We start from the raw sequence: 15,359 nt of genomic DNA, 5'->3' as shown, positions 1-15,359 counted from the left end.
CGGGTGTTCCTTCACGGGTGACGGCGCCCGGCATTTCGCGTGCCGGGCGCCCCGGGAGGTCAGCCGGTGGCGGCGTTGAGCAGGTCGAGGGCGCTCTGCTGGCAGCCGTAGTCGGTGGTCCCGCCGCCGCCGTTCCAGTGCGGGCCGTACTGGTCGAGGGCGTTGCGGTCGCGGGCGTGGGCGCTGTCGGCCCAGCGGGTGAGGGGGGCGGCGTAAGGGTGGTCGGAGAGCGCGCGGTTGAGGGTGCCGAGGCCGCGCACATAGGCGCCCTTGAAGCTGGGGCCGTCTCCCGTGCAGCCGTCGCCCTCGCCGGGTTCGCGCAGGACGCCGTCGGTCTGGAGCCGGACCGTCGACGCGTCGGCGAGGCCGCGCGCGGTCGTCAGGAGGGCCTGGTCGCCGGTGGCCCGGTGCAGTTCGGTGAGCGCGCCGAGGATGACGCCCTGGTTGTAGGTCCAGGTGGGCTGGCCGTTGTTGGCGCAGTTGCCGTCGAGGCCGTCGTTGATCATGCGGTCACCGTTGATCATGCCGCTGCCCCGGAACCAGTCCCATTCGTTCTTCGCCCGCTCCAGGTACACCGTGTCGCCGGGGATGCGGTTGTGCAGGGCCGCCGTGAGGCCGAGGAAGAGCTCGTTGGTGATGGCGTTCTTGTAGTTGCCGTCGGTGTTCCACCGGACCCCGCCGCCGCAGGTGCCGTTCCAGTTGGCGAACATGTGGTCCGCGTCGGCCCGGGCGGTGTCGAGGTAGCGGCTCTCCCCCGTCAGGTCGTACGCGGCGATCCAGGCGAGGCCCCACCAGCCGGTGTCGTCCAGGTATTCGTTGCGGAACCGGCCGCCCTGGGCGTTGATGTTCTTCTCGTACGTGTCCGCGATGGCGTACCGGTAGCTGCCCATGCCGGTGATCCGGATGTTGTCGATGACGGCGGTCAGCGCGTTGGCCGCCGTCCACCAGCCGTTGCCGCCGAAGAGCTTGGTGCCCCGGTCGTACGACATCATCAGGGCGGTCGCGGCGGCGGTGCTCCGGCTGCCCGCGTTCCATGTGGTGCGGGCCCATGGGGTGCACGCGATGGTGCCGCCGCCCGCCGGCTGCCCGCAGGCGCGCAGGGCTCCGACGCCCTGGGTGTTCCAGTCGTCCACGTTGTACATCTGGGTGCGCCAGCCCCGGCCGCCGGAGGGAACGGCGGTGTCGCCCAGTTTGCTGCCGGACGCCCAGGTCCGGCCGCCGTCCATGGACCGGTCCAGCCAGACGTGGTCGCCCGCGCCGCCGTTGTCGATGGAGCCCCAGCCCATCGCGTCGGTGTCGTCGAAGTGGAGGGCGATCTCGCGGGAGGCGACGGTGGCCGTGACGGGAATCCGGTCCTGCGGACTGAGCGCCGGGTCCCGCGCGTCGCAGTACTTGTTGCACACCGCCGCCTCCGGGGCAGCGGCGGCGGGCACAGCGCCCGCGAGCAGTGCGGACAACGTTGTCAGTACGGCGCCGATGAGGGCCGCCCGGGGACGTGCAGGCTTCATGGAGGACTCCCGGAACGAGTGGGGGCGGCGGAGGGCGCTCCGCCGACGCACAGGAGAACGCTCTCCGACGCTAGCGAAGCACCATGAGCACGTCAACGCTGCGGCGCAGGCCGCGCGCCGGACCGCGGTCGCCGCGGCGGCGCGGGACGCCTGCGTGGACGAGCGGTGGCGGACGGCGCGCTCAGGGCAGGATCGAGTCGACGTATCCGCCGTCGGCACGCAGGGCGCCGCCCGTGGTGGCGGAGGCGTACGGGGAGGCGAGGTAGACGACCATGTTCGCGATCTCCTCGGGCTCGATCAGGCGTTGCAGCAGGGACTGCGGGCGGTGCCGAACCATGAACGCGTGCTGGGCCTCGTCCCAGGGGAGGTCGTCGCCGACGAGTTCCCGGACGAAGTCCTCGACGCCGCCGGTGTGGGTGGGGCCCGCGATGACGGAGTTGACCGTGACACCGGTGCCCGCGGCCTCCTTGGCGAAGCCCCGGGAGACCGCGAGCAGCGAGGTCTTGGTCATGCCGTAGTGGATCATCTCGGCGGGGATGACCACGGCCGAGTCGCTGGCGATGTTGAGGACGCGCCCCCAGCCGTTGTCCTTCATGCCCGGAAGGTAGGCGCGGATGAGGCGGACGGCGGAGAGGACGTTGGTCTCGAAGTAGCGGCGCCACTCCGCGTCCTCGATCCCCAGCGGGGCGGCGGACCCGAAGACACCGAGGCTGTTGACCAGGATGTCGACCGCCGGTGCGGCCTCCAGGACGGCCGCGGTGCCGTCCTCGGTCGCGAGATCGCCCGCCGCTCCGGTGACCTCGTCGTTCCCCGAGGCGGTGCGTACGGCGTGGACGGCCGCGGCGACCCGCTCCTGACCGCGGCCGTTCACCACGACGTGCGCGCCGGCGCGGGCCAGCCCGACGGCGATGGCCTCGCCAATGCCCTGGGTGGAGCCGGTGACCAGGGCGGTGCGGCCGGAGAGATCGATGTGCATGGCGGGTCCTCCTCGCGCCGGGGCCGGCGACACGGCCGGGCGCGGGTCAGTTGAGCGTGTCGGGGTCCGGGCCGGTGCGCAGCCCCCGGTCGAGAGCGGCGAGGCCGGCCAGGTCGGCATCGGTCAGGTCGAAGCCGAAGACGTCGAGGTTCTGCCGGATGCGGGCGGGGGTGACGGACTTGGGGATCACGATGTTGCCCGTCGCCAGGTGCCAGCGCAGCACGACCTGCGCGGGGGTTACGCCATTGGCCTGAGCGATGCGCGTGATCGCCTCGTCCCCCAGAACGGCGCCCTGCGCGAGCGGGCTCCACGCCTCGGTCGCGATGCCGTGCTCGGCGTGGAAGGCGCGCAGCTCGGCCTGCTGGAGCCCGGGGTGCAGCTCGATCTGGTTGACGGCGGGGACGGTCCCGGTGTGCTCGATGAGCCGCCGCAGGTGGGGGACCTGGAAGTTGGAGACACCGATCGCGCGGGCGCGGCCGTCGGCGAGGATCTTCTCCAGCGCCTTGTACGTCTCCGTGTACAGGTCCCGGGCGGGGGTGGGCCAGTGGATGAGGTAGAGGTCCACGTGGTCCAGCCCGAGCTTGTCCAGCGAGGCGTCGAAGGCGGCGAGCGCCCGGTCGTAGCCCTGGTCGGCGTTCCACAGCTTGGTGGTGACGAAGAGCTCTTCGCGCGGCAGGCCGGAGTCGGCGATGGCCCGGCCGACACCGCGTTCGTTGCCGTACACCGCGGCGGTGTCGATGCTGCGGTAGCCCGCTTCGAGGGCGTGCCCGACCGCGGTGGCGGTCTCGTCGTCGGGCACCTGGAAGACGCCGAAGCCGAGCTGGGGCATGCGGACGCCGTTGTTGAGCGTGAGGTGGGGAACGGAAGCCATGGGGGGGTGGTCCTTTTCGTGTTCGTCGGGCGCCGTGCGGCGAGCCGGGCCGGCTCGCCGCACATGCATGCAAGAGCGCCTTACATGCATCGACAATACTTGCAGACGCTCATTAATGCAATCGACGGCTTCCCGCGTCAGTCAGTCCCGACGTGCAGCCCGAAGCCCGTGCGGCCCGCCGGTTCCAGCCCTTCCTTGAGGTGCAGGGACGGGATCTCGTAGTCGCCGAAGTTCTGGCGGCGGTACGGGACCGGGGCGGTCGTCTCCAGCGTGAGCAGGCGCTCCCGCCACGCCTTGGCCGCTTCCGGGTAGTCCGCGTCGGTCATCCGGTCGGTGCCGTACAGGACGAACGGCGGAAGCACCTCCAGGCCCGGGTAGTGCAGGATGCCGTGCTGGATCGGGAACAGCAGGTCGTCGATGGGGCCGTTGATGCCCCGGGGCGCGTAATGCGATTCCAGGCCGCCGACGGTCACCGAGAGCAGGGCCCGGCGGCCCGCGAGGGTGCCTTCGCCGTAGCGCTCGCCGTACTTGGTGTCGCTGTGCTCGCCGACGCCGTACGCGAAGTGGAACGTGAACACGCGGTCCACCCAGCCCTTCAGGATCGCCGGCATCGTGTACCACCACAGGGGGAACTGGAAGATGACGGTGTCCGCCCACAGCAACTTCTCCTGCTCGGCGCGCACGTCCGGGGTGAGCGTCCCGGCGTCGAAGGCGCGGCCGGAGTCCCGGGCCGGCCTGAGCGGGTCCGAGGCGTCGGGCCCGTAGTCCGCCGCGTCGACGGTGGCCTTCCAGTTCATGGCGTACAGGTCGCTCACCCGCACCTCGTGCCCGGCCGCCTCCAGGGTCGAGACCGCGAGGTCCTTGAGCGAGCCGTTGAGGGACCTGGGCTCGGGGTGGGCGTGGACGATGAGCGTCTTCATGGGAACCGCACTCCTTCGGATCGGATGGCTTCGATCCTGGGCGCCGGGGCGCCCGTTGTTCAGGGGCGCCGCTTCCGTCGGACGGGACTTCCTGGTACCGGCAGGGCCACCCTCGTGCGGGGCGGGCGCGGCCATACTGGGGGCATGGACGATCTCGCGGGATTCCTGCGCACCCGGCGCGCCCGGGTCGACCCGGCCACGGCCGGCATCGCCGCCGACAGCCGCCGCCGGGTCGACGGGCTGCGCCGCGAAGAGGTCGCGCACCTGTCCGGGGTGAGCGTCGACTACTACGTGCGCCTGGAACAGGGACGCGCGACGCAGCCCTCCGAACAGGTCCTCGACGCCCTCGCCCGGGTCCTCGGCCTGGACGAGACCGAGCGCGAGCACCTCGACCGGCTGGCCCGTCAGCGCCGTCGGCGCGCGAAGGCACCCGGCGGGCGCGTGCGGCCGGAGCTGCTGCACGTGCTCGACCTGGTCACCGACGCACCCGCGCTGCTCATGGACCACCGCATGGACGTCCTCGCGGGCAACCGCCTCGCCCGGCTGCTGTACGGCCGGCCGCTGCCAGGGCTGAACACCGCCCGGCACCTGTTCCTGGAGGAGACCGAGCGGGGCCTCTACGCGGAGTGGGAGCAGTGCACCCTGGACGCGGTCGGCCATCTGCGGCTGGCCGCGGGCAAGTATCCGGACGACGCGCGGCTGGCGTCGCTCATCGGGGAGCTCTCGATGGGCAGCGACCGGTTCCGCCGGCTGTGGGCCCGCGCGGATGTGCGCGCCCGTACGCATGGGCGCAAGGCGTACCGGCACCCGCTCGTCGGCCTGCTGGAACTGCACCAGGAGAACTTCTCCCTGGCGGACGCGCCGGGCCGGGAGATGATCGTGCTGTCGGCGGCGCCCGGCAGCCCGGCGGCGGACGGGCTGCGGCTGCTGGCCGGCCTGGGGGCGGAGAGCGACGACGCGCCGCCCTCCCGGCCCCGGGTCCGTGAGGAACGGCCCCGCTAGCGCGCCGCCTCGAAGCGCGCCAGGTGGTCGTCGGTGAGCCGGACGTCCCGGGCGACGAGCGCTTCGCCGACGTGCTGTACGCGGCTCACGCCGACGATCGGGGCGATGCCCTGGTGCAGCAGCCACGCCAGCACGACCTGGTTCTTCGTCGCGGAGACCTCACCGGCCACCTCTTCGAGGACCGCGAGGACCCTGGCGGTGCCGGGGTGGTCGTACGTGTCGGGGAACGGCTTGTCCGGGCGCGTGTAGGAGCCCCAGAGCAGGGAGCTGTACGCCCACACGTCGAGCCCTTCCGCCTCGGCGAGGTCCAGGTCCTCGGGGGTGAGCAGGCGGTGGCCGCCCTCGGCGAGCGGGGTGAGCGGGCGCGGCTGGACGAGGGAGTGGCGCAGTTGCAGGGCGGTCCACGGCTCCGCGCCCTGCTCGCGGGCCAGGGACCGGGCCCGCTCGACGCGCCAGGCGGTGTGGTTCGCGGCGCCCACGCGCAACGCCACGCCCTTGGTGACCAGTTCACCGAAGGCCCCGACCGTCTCCGCCAGCGGAACGGTGCGGTCCTCGGCGTGGGCCCACAGCAGATCGACGTGGTCGACGCCGAGGCGTTCCAGGCTCTCCGCCACACCCGCGTGGACGGCGCGGGCGGAGAGACCTTCGGCGCTCTGCGGCCAGGAGTGCGGAACGAGCGGGTTCTGCCGGACCTTGGTCGCGATCCGCACGGCGTCGCGGGCGCCGGGCCGGGCCGCCAGCCAGGCGCCTATGACGCGCTCGCTGGCGCCGCCGACGCCGCTCGGATCGGCCCAGAAGGAGTAGCAGTTGGCGGTGTCGAGCCATGCTCCGCCCCCGGCGACGAAGGCGTCGAGGAGGGCGAAGGAGGTGTCGGCGTCCACTTGGGTGCCGAAGCCCATGGTGCCCAGAACGATCCGGGTGTCCGCCTCGTTCATGTGGGTGCCGTCCGTGTTCGCGTGGTTGGTGTCCGTGCGGTTCATGTACGTCATGCTCGGCGTTGAAGTGCGCTCCAGGTCAAGCCCGTCGTTCGAAACCTTCAGGAGTTGTGGTGGCGGATCTCGCGGAATCGGTCGAATCGATGGAACAACTCACCGCCGGATGGAGAAAGTTGGTGCTCGACCGGGACAGCCGCGCGGACGTACGCGACCTGCCCGGGATCGCCGTGCGCTGGGCCGACTGCGGCTTCGCCTTCTGGAACTGCGTCACCCTGACCGACGTCGGCGCGGACGCGGCGCTGGCCGCACGGCGCATGGCCGAGGCCGCCGACATCATGCGGGCGAAGCGCCGGCCCGGCTTCCTCTGGGTCTTCGAGGGGCTGCTCGACGCGGAGGCGCGCGCCGCGCTGGACACGGCGGCCGAGCGGGCCGGTCTCGCGTACGCCTTCCCCGGCACGGGCATGGCGGGCGACCTGTTCCCGCTGCCCGAACCGGCCCACCCCGAGCTGGAGTTCGTCCGCGTGAGCGAGGACGATCACCTGCTGGCGTACGCCGATCTGAACTCGCGCGCGTACGGCTTCCCGCTGGACGCGGGCCGGGACGGGCTGGCCGGGTCCTCGCTGTGGAAGAGCGGGGTGCACGCCTATCTGGGGCTGCGGCAGGGCGTTCCGGTGACGTGTGCCGCGACGGTGGAGGCGGCGGGCCGGCTCTTCGTCGTGCTCGTCGCCACCGATCCGGCGTGGGAGCGCCGGGGGTACGGGGAGGCGGTGACGCGCAAGGCACTGTACGAGGGGGCCCGCGCGACCGGGCTGACCCGCGCCACGCTGCACGCGACGGCGGCGGGGGCTCCGGTGTACCCGCGGATCGGCTTCACCCCGAACTCGGCCCTGCGCTTCTACGGGTTGCGGGTGTGAGGTGCCCGAAAGCGCTGTCACAGAACCATGACACGCGGGGTCACAACCCGGAGCCGGGGTGGCCTGTCCAACTGGGTGAGACGGCGGGCTGATCCACCCGCCGTCCACGGGACGCGGCAACCGGCCGCGCACCCACACGTCTTGGGGGGAAAACCTTGAACACCGTTGCCCGCACCCTGCGTTCGACCTTCGTCGCCTCGGCCGCAGGACTGCTGCTGACCGTCACCGGCGCCGCTCTGGCCCCGGCCGCCCTGGCCGACACCGGAATGCCCACACTGGCCGTTTCCACCGACGCGCCCGCGCTGATCGGAAGCGGCGGTCTGCCCGTCGCCTTCACCACCACGGCGTCCAACACCGGCCCGAACGACACCTCCTCGGCGCGCCTCATCTACCGCATCGACGGGGGCAACGGCCTGCCGGAGAACGCGCTGAGCCTGGAGTACCGGCTCGACGGGACAACCTGGAAGTCCGTGCCGCTGACGCTCGTCGAAGGCACCGTGTACGGCGGTGAGCTGCCCGAGCAGTTCCCGCTGGCCGCCGGGAAGTCGCGGACCGTGCAGCTGCGCCTCGGGCTCCCCATGGGCACCCCGCACAACGGCGACAGCAACGGCGGCACCGACCGTCTGAAGCTCACGACGATGATCTCCTACGGTGCCGCGGGGGCGGCGAACGACACCGATGTGGACGACGTCGCGGTCGACGGGCTGGACACCCACCTGTCGGGAGTGCCCGCCACCGCGGTGGCGGGCGGGCCGGGGATCACCTTCACGGCCACGGTCGACAACCCGACGCCGTCCGCGTACGAGAACGTGAGCGATGTGCTCATGACGAGCCGCCATGCCTCCGTCCAGGTGCTGCGCTCGGGGAAGTGGACCACGCTGAAGCCGATCACCGACAGCGCCGAACCCGATGTGTACGGCTTCAACGTCATCGGCCCGGACGTCTCCCTCAAGGCACACGGCAGCACGTCCGCGCAGGTCCGGGTGACCTACCTCAAGGACGCACCGGCCGGGAAGACCACCCTGAACCCGTGCGCGATCGTCAACGAGGGGCCGGGCACCTTCCGGGGCACGACCAGCTGCGGCAAGGGGGCCACGATCACCGTGAAGAAGGCGGCGGCCACCACCCCGTCCCCCTCCCCGACCGCCACCGTGTCGTCCTCCCCCACCCCGTCCGGCACCGGCACCACCTCGACGTCGTCCGGTGTGTCCGCGCAGCTGGCCGAGACGGGGAGCGGCGGCCTCTCGGCGACCGCGGTGGGCGCGGCGGGCCTCGTCGCGGCCGGGGCGGGCGCCCTGGGCTTCACCGCGGTGCGCCGCCGCCGCGCCCGGGCCTGAGCGGACGGCGGACGGGTCCGGTCACCGACGCCCTGCCGTCGGTGACCGGACCCGTCCGGGCCGCGCGGGGTCAGGAGGCGACGAACCGCGCGATCTGACCGAGGACGATCGTGTCCGCCAGGAACCCGATGTGGTTCTGGCAGAGCACGTTGTTGTTCGTCGCGCCGCTCAGCCGGGTGCTGGTGTACGGGAGGATGACGCCGTCGCACGCCGAGTACCAGGTGGCGTACTTGGTGTCGCCGGGGGTCTCGTCACCGGAGCTGATCTGCGAGATGAACGAGGAGCCCGGGTACATCTGCTGGCAGGTCGTGTAGATCAGGCAGGCCCCGGCGGCCGTGGTGCCGTGGTTGGCGCCGGCGATGGACGCGAGGTGGCTGACGCTGGTGTTGCCGCCGAGCACCTTCAGGTAGTACTGGCTGACCAGGCCGCCCATGGAGTGGTTGACGATGGCGACCTTGCTCGCCCCGGTCCGGGACTTCACGTTCTCGACGAAGGCGGCGAGGCCCTGGGCGTTGGTGATGTTGTTGCCGTAGGAGTCGTACTCGTACGCGAACAGGTTCGAGCTCGACCAGCCGTTGAGGCGGAAGACGCCCATGGCGGTGACCCAGTTGGAGGCGCTGCCGGTGTAGCCGTGGACGAAGACGACCGGGGTGCTGGTCGACAGCGGCTGGACCGCGGCCGCGCCGGCCGGTGCGGGCGTCTCGGCGGCACCGGCCGCGGACGCCGAGGAGAACAGGGTGAACGCGACCGTGACGGCCGCGAGGGCGCCGAGGAGGCGACGCGGTGAACGACGGGGCATGGGGCACTCCTGAGGGGAACGCGGGGATGTGGTTGCCTGCCCGGACACGGTGCCGGGCAGGGTGTGCCCGCGCCATCGGCTAATTCACCGGTGTCGTCCTCCGGTCGGGCCGGATGGCGAGCGCCCCGCGGCCGCGGGACGACCCCACCGCGGTCAGCCGCCGACGTGGAAGGTGTTCCCGCCGGGATCGCGGTGTGCGCCCGGTTCGACACCGGGCCGTCGGACATCGAGCCGCATCCGGTCCCGCTCGGCCCGCGGCGCGGCGGGTGGTCCCATCACGAACGAGACCGGAGCGTCGGGGGTCCGGCGCAGACGCACGCACCGGTCGTGGTCCTCCTCCACGGGCCAGCCGGACCAGCTCGCCCAGAAGTCGCGCTGGGCGTCGCGCTCCTCCTCGGTGACGTCGAGGCAGACCGCGACGAGCCCGGAGCCGGCGCGCACGCCCGGGTGCCCGGGCCGCAGGAGACAGAACTCGTTGCCCTCCGGGTCGGCCAGCACGTCCCACGGCACATCGCCCTGACCGATGTCGGTCCGGGTCGCTCCGAGCGCGAGCAGGCGCTCGGCCTCCGCCTCCCAGTCCGGTCCGCCGGCCAGGTCGAGGTGGAGGCGGTTCTTGTGCGCCGGCTTCGGCCGGTCGCAGCGTTCGAAGCGCAGCCGGAGGCCGCCGGTGCGGCCCCTGGTCGCGTCGGCCCAGAAGCGGGCGGCTCCCCTCACGTCGCAGGCGTCGATCACGATCCCGGTCAGCATCCCGTCCCCCTTTCCCAGCCCCACTCGTCCGTCCAGTGTGCCGCCGCACGTCCCAGGCGTGAACTCGGTTCCGGCGTCGGACTTATGGACACCGCGTCATGGGCGTGCTCTCATGCCTCTTGCACTTTTCCAACGATGCACAGCGAGCGGCTCGGTACGGACGGGCCGGCCGGTCGGGTGAGAACGGAGTCGCACATGAAACCTCCCTCCACGAGGCGCCGCAGAGGGGTGCGGCGGTGGATCGGTGGGGCCGTCGTCCTCGGGACCGCCGCGGCCATGACGGTGACGGGCACGGCGGGTCCGGCCTCGGCCGGCGCTCCGCGCAGCCACGCCGTCCCGACGGTGACCTCGGGCGACGCCCGGTTCCAGGTCCTGTCGCCCACGCTGATCCGGACCGAGTACGCGGGTGACGGGGAGTTCACCGACGAGGCGACGTTCAACGCCATCGGCCGCGGTTCCTTCAGCCCGGCGGCGTACACCGCGAAGACGGCGGACGGCTGGCTCACCCTCAGGACGAGCGCGGTGACGCTGCGGTACAAGGTCGGCTCCGGGCCCTTCGACGCGAGCAACCTCTCGGTCCGGCTCAACGCGGGCGACTCCCCCGTCACCGCCACGCCCTGGCACCGCATCAGCTGCCCGCCCGGCGCGCTGTGCGAGGCCGAGAACCTGCGGGCCGCCGGGGTCTCCGTGGCGTCCGACCACGACGGCTACACCGGGACCGGATTCGCCGCCGGGTTCGAGAGCACCGGCGCCTCCCTGTCCTCTGACATCGATGTCAAGACAGCGGGCTCCTACCGGTTCGCCGTGCGGTACGCCAATGCGCGCGGCGGCGACGGCAAGACCGAGCCGCGCACGCTCACCCTGTCGGTGGACGGCGGTGACGAGCAGCGGGTGACGCTTCCGCCTACGGCGGACTGGGACAGCTGGGACACCGCCTTCGCCGACGTCCGGCTGGACGCCGGACACCACACGGTCGCCCTGACCCGGGGCGCGTCGGACTCCGGCAGTGTGAACGTGGACAGCGTCGCGCTGCTGGGCGCGGACGAGGCGTTCCCGCCCGCCTCGAGCACGGCGATCGCCGACTGCCGGTTCGGGGTGAGCTGCGAGGCCGAGGCCGGACGGGTCGTCGGCACGGCGGCCGCCGCCACCGATCACCAGGGCTTCGCCGGGAACGGCTTCGTCGCGGAGCTCAACCAGGGCTCCTCGCTGACCACGCACGTGGTGGAGGTCCCCTCGGCCGGCACGTACACCCTGCGCGTCCGTTACGCCAACGGTCCGGGCGGCGACGGCCGGCACGAGACGCGCACCGCCGCCGTGTCGGCGGGCGGCGCCACCGGCACCCTGTCGTTCCCCGCGACGGACGACTGGGACACCTGGTCCACGGCCACCCTGCCCGTGCACCTGGAGGCGGGCGCCAATGACGTGACCCTCGCCTGCCCGGACGCGGGGAGCTGCCATGTGAACGCGGACACCGTGTCCGTCGCCGCCACCGGCGCCCCGGCTCCGCAGCCGCACCTGGCCCTCGGCGGCTACCGGCGCGGCCTCGACGGCGTCACCGGCAACGGCGCGCCGCCCGTCACCACGCCCGGCCTGCTCAACCGGGACGGCTGGTACCTCCTGGACGACACCCCGTCCGCGCTCTACGACACCGCCACCCGCAAGGTGACCCAGCGCTCCGGACACGGCGGCGCCCCGTACCAGGACGGCTACCTCTTCGGCTACGGGCACGACTACAAGCAGGGCCTCGGCGACCTGGCGAAGCTCACCGGACCCCCAGCGCTGCTGCCCTCCTGGGCGTACGGCGTCTGGTATTCGGAGTACATCGACCGCACGGACGCGGACTACCGGAACACCATCCTGCCGAAGTTCCGTTCCGAGGGCGTGCCGTTGGACGTGCTGGTGACGGACACCGACTACAAGGCCGTCAACGCGTGGAGCGGCTGGGAGATCGACACGGCCAAGTTCCCCGATCCGAAGGGGTTCTTCGACTGGTCCGAGTCCCAGGGCCTGCACAACACGCTCAACGTGCACCCCAGCATCCTCGCCGCCGACCCGCAGTTCGCCCAGGCGCAGAAGACCGCCAAGGGCAAGCTGAAGAAGGGAAGTTGCGGCGGCGGTGCCGGGCCGGACTGCTACGTCTTCGACTTCGGCGACCCCGACCAGCTGCAGGCGTACATGGACCTGCACCGGGCCATGGACGATCAGGGCAACGACTTCTGGTGGCTGGACTGGTGCTGCGACGCGGCCCAGTCGTCGCTGCCGGGTGTGACCCCGGACGCGTGGATCAACCAGCAGTACGCGGACACCACCGGCCGCCACCTCGACCGGCCGTTCGTCCTCTCGCGCGCCTACGGTTCGCTGCAGGCCGCCGGCTACAGCGGCCAGCAGTCGGTGCCCACCGGCCCCTGGGCCGACAAGCGCACCACGGTCCACTTCACCGGCGACACGTCGTCCACCTGGGGCACGCTGAAGTTCGAGGTGGGATACACCCCGGCCGAGTCGGCGGCGACGGGCATGGCCAACGTCACGCATGACATCGGGGGCCACAACGACACGACGGGCCTGAAGGGCTCGGAGACGTACACCGACGGCGGCGGCACGCACACCACGACGAAGCTGCCCGACGACCTGTACGCGCGCTGGGTGCAGTTCGGCACCTTCCAGCCCGTCGACCGGCTGCACAGCAACCACAGCGACCGGCTGCCCTGGCAGTACGGCCCCGAGGCGTCGGCGTCCGCGAAGAAGTTCCTCAACCTCCGTGAGAAGCTGCTGCCCTACACGTACACGCTCGCCGAGGAGGCCAACCGGACGGGTGTGCCGATCGTCCGGCCCCTGTATCTGGAGTACCCGGAGGAGCAGCGGGCGTACGAGAGGGCCGGCAGCGAGTACTTCTACGGCTCCGACATGCTGGTCGCCCCGGTCACCACGCCCGGCGCCTCCGCGAAGACGTCGGTGTGGTTCCCGCCGGGGCAGTGGACGGACTACTTCACCGGCAAGACCTACGAGGGCGGCACCACCCAGGACGTCACGACGACGCTGGACACCATGCCCGTGTTCGTCAGGGCGGGCGGGATCGTCCCGAGCCGCACGCACGACGTCGCCCACGACGGGGCGGCCGGCGCGGACGACCTCACGCTCACGATCGCCCCGGGCGGTTCCGGTTCGTTCAGCCTGTACGAGGACGACGGGGGCGCTGCGGGCAAGGCCCGGAGCACCACGACGAAGGTCTCGTACAAGGAGTCCGGCGGACGCCACACCGTGTCCGTCGCCCCGGCGAAGGGGTCCTTCGCGGGCCAGGCGAAGGACCGGGTGTGGACCCTGTCGGTCAAGGCCGACCACGCGCCCGAGCGGGTCACCGCGAGCGGGACGCGCCTGTCCGCTCAGGCGTACACGTGGGACGCGGGGTCCGGGACGCTGACCGTCACCCTGCCGAAGCGCAACGTCCATGCGCCGGTGACCGTCACGTACTGGTAGCAGCGGTCCGGCAGTCGGTCAGTCCTTGCTGGCCGACTGCCAGGACAGGCCCCAGTCGTAGGCGAGGTCGACGGCCTGCTGCTTGAAGACGCCTGGCGGGAGGATGATGTACTTCGCCTCCCGCCGGACGATGAGCTCGCCGTTGATGTTCTCGATGAGGGCGATCGCCGCCACGGGCGCGGGGACCGTGCACTCGTCCAGTTGCACCTCGATCGGCGGTCCGGCGGGTGGCTGGAGGGTGGCGACGCCGTGCAGACCGGCGAAGCTGGACGCGCCGGAGTAGATGACCACGAACACCAGGAGACGCTTGATCTCCGAGGTGTGGTCGAGGTTGATCGTGAGGTTCTCGCCTTCCTCGCTGCCGCCGGTGCGGTCGTCGTGGTCCAGCTGGACGTAGGGCGGCTGGTCGTACGAGCCGAACTGGTTGTTGATGGGGTGGACGATGCCGCTCGCCCCGTTCTGCAGCTCCCACAGGCAGGAGAGGTCGAGGTCGACGTCTTCGAGGCGGACGGCGCCACTGCCCTTGTTCATCCAGCCGCGTGGCGGTGTGCGGGCGCTCCAGGAGAGGTTGACCCGCATGGCTCCGGACGTCGCTCCCTGCTTGGTGAGGGAGACCGAGGGCGCGGTCTTGGTGAGAGTGATCTTCGTCAGCCGTACGGGCGCGGGCGCGGCGACGGGCGCGGGGGTGGCCGGCTCGTCCACGGAGATGCCGAAATCGGTGGCGAGACCGGCGAGGCCCGAGGCATAGCCCTGGCCGACGGCCCGGAACTTCCACGCGCCGTTGCGCCGGTAGAGCTCCCCCAGCACGAACGCCGTCTCCGTGGTGGCGTCCACGGGATCGAACCGCGCCGTCTCGGCCCCGGTCGCGGCGTCCAGCACCCGGATGTACAGGCCGGAGACCCTGCCGAACGTGCCGTCCGTGGAGGCCGCGAGGACCACGGTCGTGATGTCCTGCTCCACCGCCGCCAGGGACACCTGAATCGTCTCGACCACCCCGGCGCCGTCCTGCCGGCGCCCTTCGTGCCGCACGGCGCCACGAGGGTGGACGGGCTGGTTGTAGAACACGAAGTCGTCGTCCGAGCGCACCCTGCCGCCCGCCGTGAGCAGCAGTGCCGATGCGTCGACGTCGGGTGCTCCGGGGCCGGTGCGCCAGCCGACCTCCACCCGTACGCCCGGACTCGCGACCGGTGTGTTGGCTCCCTTGCGCAACGACATGTGGCTCCCCCTCGGCAGTGCGCCCGTTCCCGGCAGCGTACGGAATGCGGGGCGGTCGTCAGGTGGGAAGCGGGGAATTGGGTGGTCCCGCCCCGGTACGAGCCGGGGCGGGACCGGTGAGCGGCGCGGATCAGCGGACTTCGAGGCTCCGCTGCTCCTTGAACGAGGCGCAGTTGGAGTTCTCCACGGAGACGTACACGTTGGCGATGTGGCCGCCCCAGCTGACGCAGTGGCCCTTGCCGTAGACGTAGGCCGGACCGGCGTACGACGTGTAGCTCCCGTAGTCGCTCGCCGACGCGTCGGTGTCGGGGACGTAGATGTACGCCGACATGTCCTTCGCGGTGCCGGGCGTGGACCGGATGGTCACGACACAGTTCTTGCCGTTCGTCGCGTTGTACGTCAGGTAGACCGTGCCGAGGGAGCCGATGGCGGCGGAGTTCACGGTCTTGTACGCGCTGCCGCAGACCTTCTGCGGGGTGGTGTTGGGTGCGGCGGACGCGGTCGGGCCGAAGGCTGCCGTCGCGCCCACCATGAGGGTGGTCAGGGCCCCGGCGGTGGCGAGAGTGCGGATGTTTCGCATATTTCCCCCTTGTAGTTCCAGGAGCGTTTTGCTCCCACTTGTTAGGACCTCCGGGGGGCACGGATGGTTGTATGCGAATTG

The 15,359-nt window shown here is 71.7% G+C and carries 13 protein-coding genes; 4 read left to right on the top strand and 9 right to left on the bottom strand.

Annotation, left to right across the window (positions count from 1 at the left end; translation table 11 throughout):
* Nucleotides 1-59: 59 nt before the first annotated feature.
* From AB0L33_RS03720 to AB0L33_RS03705, 4 genes are all read right to left on the bottom strand, one after another.
* On the bottom strand, nt 60-1,508 hold the full coding sequence (locus tag AB0L33_RS03720; RefSeq protein WP_365677491.1) for a glycoside hydrolase family 76 protein: 1,449 nt from the start codon (nt 1,506-1,508) through the stop codon (nt 60-62).
* A 181-nt stretch (nt 1,509-1,689) separates the two neighbouring features.
* A complete protein-coding gene (locus AB0L33_RS03715) occupies nt 1,690-2,484 on the bottom strand; it encodes an SDR family oxidoreductase (RefSeq protein WP_365677490.1) in 795 nt (264 codons plus the stop codon).
* A 46-nt stretch (nt 2,485-2,530) separates the two neighbouring features.
* Nucleotides 2,531-3,355 (bottom strand): aldo/keto reductase, encoded by an 825-nt coding sequence (locus tag AB0L33_RS03710; RefSeq protein ID WP_365677489.1) that lies wholly within the window; start codon nt 3,353-3,355, stop codon nt 2,531-2,533.
* Between the two features lie 137 nt (nt 3,356-3,492).
* On the bottom strand, nt 3,493-4,275 hold the full coding sequence (locus AB0L33_RS03705) for an NAD(P)H-dependent oxidoreductase (protein WP_365677488.1): 783 nt from the start codon (nt 4,273-4,275) through the stop codon (nt 3,493-3,495).
* Between the two features lie 144 nt (nt 4,276-4,419).
* Here AB0L33_RS03705 and AB0L33_RS03700 point away from each other — a divergent pair, with 144 nt between their 5' ends.
* Nucleotides 4,420-5,277, top strand: coding sequence for a helix-turn-helix transcriptional regulator (locus tag AB0L33_RS03700; RefSeq protein WP_365677487.1), 858 nt, complete (start codon nt 4,420-4,422; stop codon nt 5,275-5,277).
* Here AB0L33_RS03700 and AB0L33_RS03695 read toward each other — a convergent pair.
* A complete protein-coding gene (locus AB0L33_RS03695) occupies nt 5,274-6,212 on the bottom strand; it encodes an aldo/keto reductase (RefSeq protein ID WP_365677888.1) in 939 nt (312 codons plus the stop codon). The genes AB0L33_RS03700 and AB0L33_RS03695 overlap by 4 nt on opposite strands.
* A gap of 113 nt (nt 6,213-6,325) precedes the next feature.
* Between AB0L33_RS03695 and AB0L33_RS03690 the strand changes: the two genes are divergently transcribed.
* Nucleotides 6,326-7,126: a GNAT family N-acetyltransferase gene (locus tag AB0L33_RS03690; protein ID WP_365677486.1), complete on the top strand. Its 801-nt coding sequence runs from the start codon at nt 6,326-6,328 to the stop codon at nt 7,124-7,126.
* A 155-nt stretch (nt 7,127-7,281) separates the two neighbouring features.
* The gene (locus AB0L33_RS03685; RefSeq protein WP_365677485.1) at nt 7,282-8,463 is read left to right on the top strand and encodes a hypothetical protein; all 1,182 of its coding nucleotides are present in this window, start codon (nt 7,282-7,284) and stop codon (nt 8,461-8,463) included.
* A 70-nt stretch (nt 8,464-8,533) separates the two neighbouring features.
* Here AB0L33_RS03685 and AB0L33_RS03680 read toward each other — a convergent pair whose 3' ends face one another.
* Nucleotides 8,534-9,262, bottom strand: a complete 729-nt coding sequence (locus AB0L33_RS03680; RefSeq protein ID WP_365677484.1) for an alpha/beta fold hydrolase — start codon at nt 9,260-9,262, stop codon at nt 8,534-8,536.
* Nucleotides 9,263-9,415: 153 nt separating this feature from the next.
* The gene (locus AB0L33_RS03675; RefSeq protein ID WP_365677483.1) at nt 9,416-10,009 is read right to left on the bottom strand and encodes a VOC family protein; all 594 of its coding nucleotides are present in this window, start codon (nt 10,007-10,009) and stop codon (nt 9,416-9,418) included.
* Between the two features lie 276 nt (nt 10,010-10,285).
* Between AB0L33_RS03675 and AB0L33_RS03670 the strand changes: the two genes are divergently transcribed.
* The gene (locus AB0L33_RS03670; protein ID WP_365677886.1) at nt 10,286-13,483 is read left to right on the top strand and encodes a TIM-barrel domain-containing protein; all 3,198 of its coding nucleotides are present in this window, start codon (nt 10,286-10,288) and stop codon (nt 13,481-13,483) included.
* A gap of 18 nt (nt 13,484-13,501) precedes the next feature.
* Here the strand turns inward: AB0L33_RS03670 and AB0L33_RS03665 are convergent, their stop codons facing one another.
* Together AB0L33_RS03665 and AB0L33_RS03660 are read right to left on the bottom strand one after the other, a co-directional pair.
* Entirely contained in the window at nt 13,502-14,698 is a 1,197-nt protein-coding gene (locus AB0L33_RS03665) for a TerD family protein (protein WP_365677482.1), read from the bottom strand.
* 130 nt (nt 14,699-14,828) lie between these two features.
* On the bottom strand, nt 14,829-15,278 hold the full coding sequence (locus AB0L33_RS03660; RefSeq protein ID WP_365677481.1) for a spore-associated protein: 450 nt from the start codon (nt 15,276-15,278) through the stop codon (nt 14,829-14,831).
* Nucleotides 15,279-15,359 lie beyond the last annotated feature (81 nt).

It is taken from the genome of Streptomyces sp. NPDC052299, from assembly GCF_040679335.1.
Taxonomy (GTDB): domain Bacteria; phylum Actinomycetota; class Actinomycetes; order Streptomycetales; family Streptomycetaceae; genus Streptomyces.
The sequence above is the reverse complement of the archived record's forward strand: the minus strand, read 5'-3'. Positions and strand labels throughout refer to the sequence as shown.

Excerpts from the sequence above, each read along its gene's own strand:
- AB0L33_RS03665 (WP_365677482.1), bottom strand. The coding sequence starts at position 14,698 with ATGTCGTTGCGCAAGGGAGCCAACACACCGGTCGCGAGTCCGGGCGTA.
- AB0L33_RS03695 (WP_365677888.1), bottom strand. The coding sequence starts at position 6,212 with ATGAACGAGGCGGACACCCGGATCGTTCTGGGCACCATGGGCTTCGGC.
- AB0L33_RS03675 (WP_365677483.1), bottom strand. The coding sequence starts at position 10,009 with ATGCTGACCGGGATCGTGATCGACGCCTGCGACGTGAGGGGAGCCGCC.
- AB0L33_RS03660 (WP_365677481.1), bottom strand. The coding sequence starts at position 15,278 with ATGCGAAACATCCGCACTCTCGCCACCGCCGGGGCCCTGACCACCCTC.
- AB0L33_RS03715 (WP_365677490.1), bottom strand. The coding sequence starts at position 2,484 with ATGCACATCGATCTCTCCGGCCGCACCGCCCTGGTCACCGGCTCCACC.
- AB0L33_RS03705 (WP_365677488.1), bottom strand. The coding sequence starts at position 4,275 with ATGAAGACGCTCATCGTCCACGCCCACCCCGAGCCCAGGTCCCTCAAC.
- AB0L33_RS03700 (WP_365677487.1), top strand. The coding sequence starts at position 4,420 with ATGGACGATCTCGCGGGATTCCTGCGCACCCGGCGCGCCCGGGTCGAC.
- AB0L33_RS03710 (WP_365677489.1), bottom strand. The coding sequence starts at position 3,355 with ATGGCTTCCGTTCCCCACCTCACGCTCAACAACGGCGTCCGCATGCCC.
- AB0L33_RS03670 (WP_365677886.1), top strand. The coding sequence starts at position 10,286 with ATGACGGTGACGGGCACGGCGGGTCCGGCCTCGGCCGGCGCTCCGCGC.
- AB0L33_RS03720 (WP_365677491.1), bottom strand. The coding sequence starts at position 1,508 with ATGAAGCCTGCACGTCCCCGGGCGGCCCTCATCGGCGCCGTACTGACA.
- AB0L33_RS03680 (WP_365677484.1), bottom strand. The coding sequence starts at position 9,262 with ATGCCCCGTCGTTCACCGCGTCGCCTCCTCGGCGCCCTCGCGGCCGTC.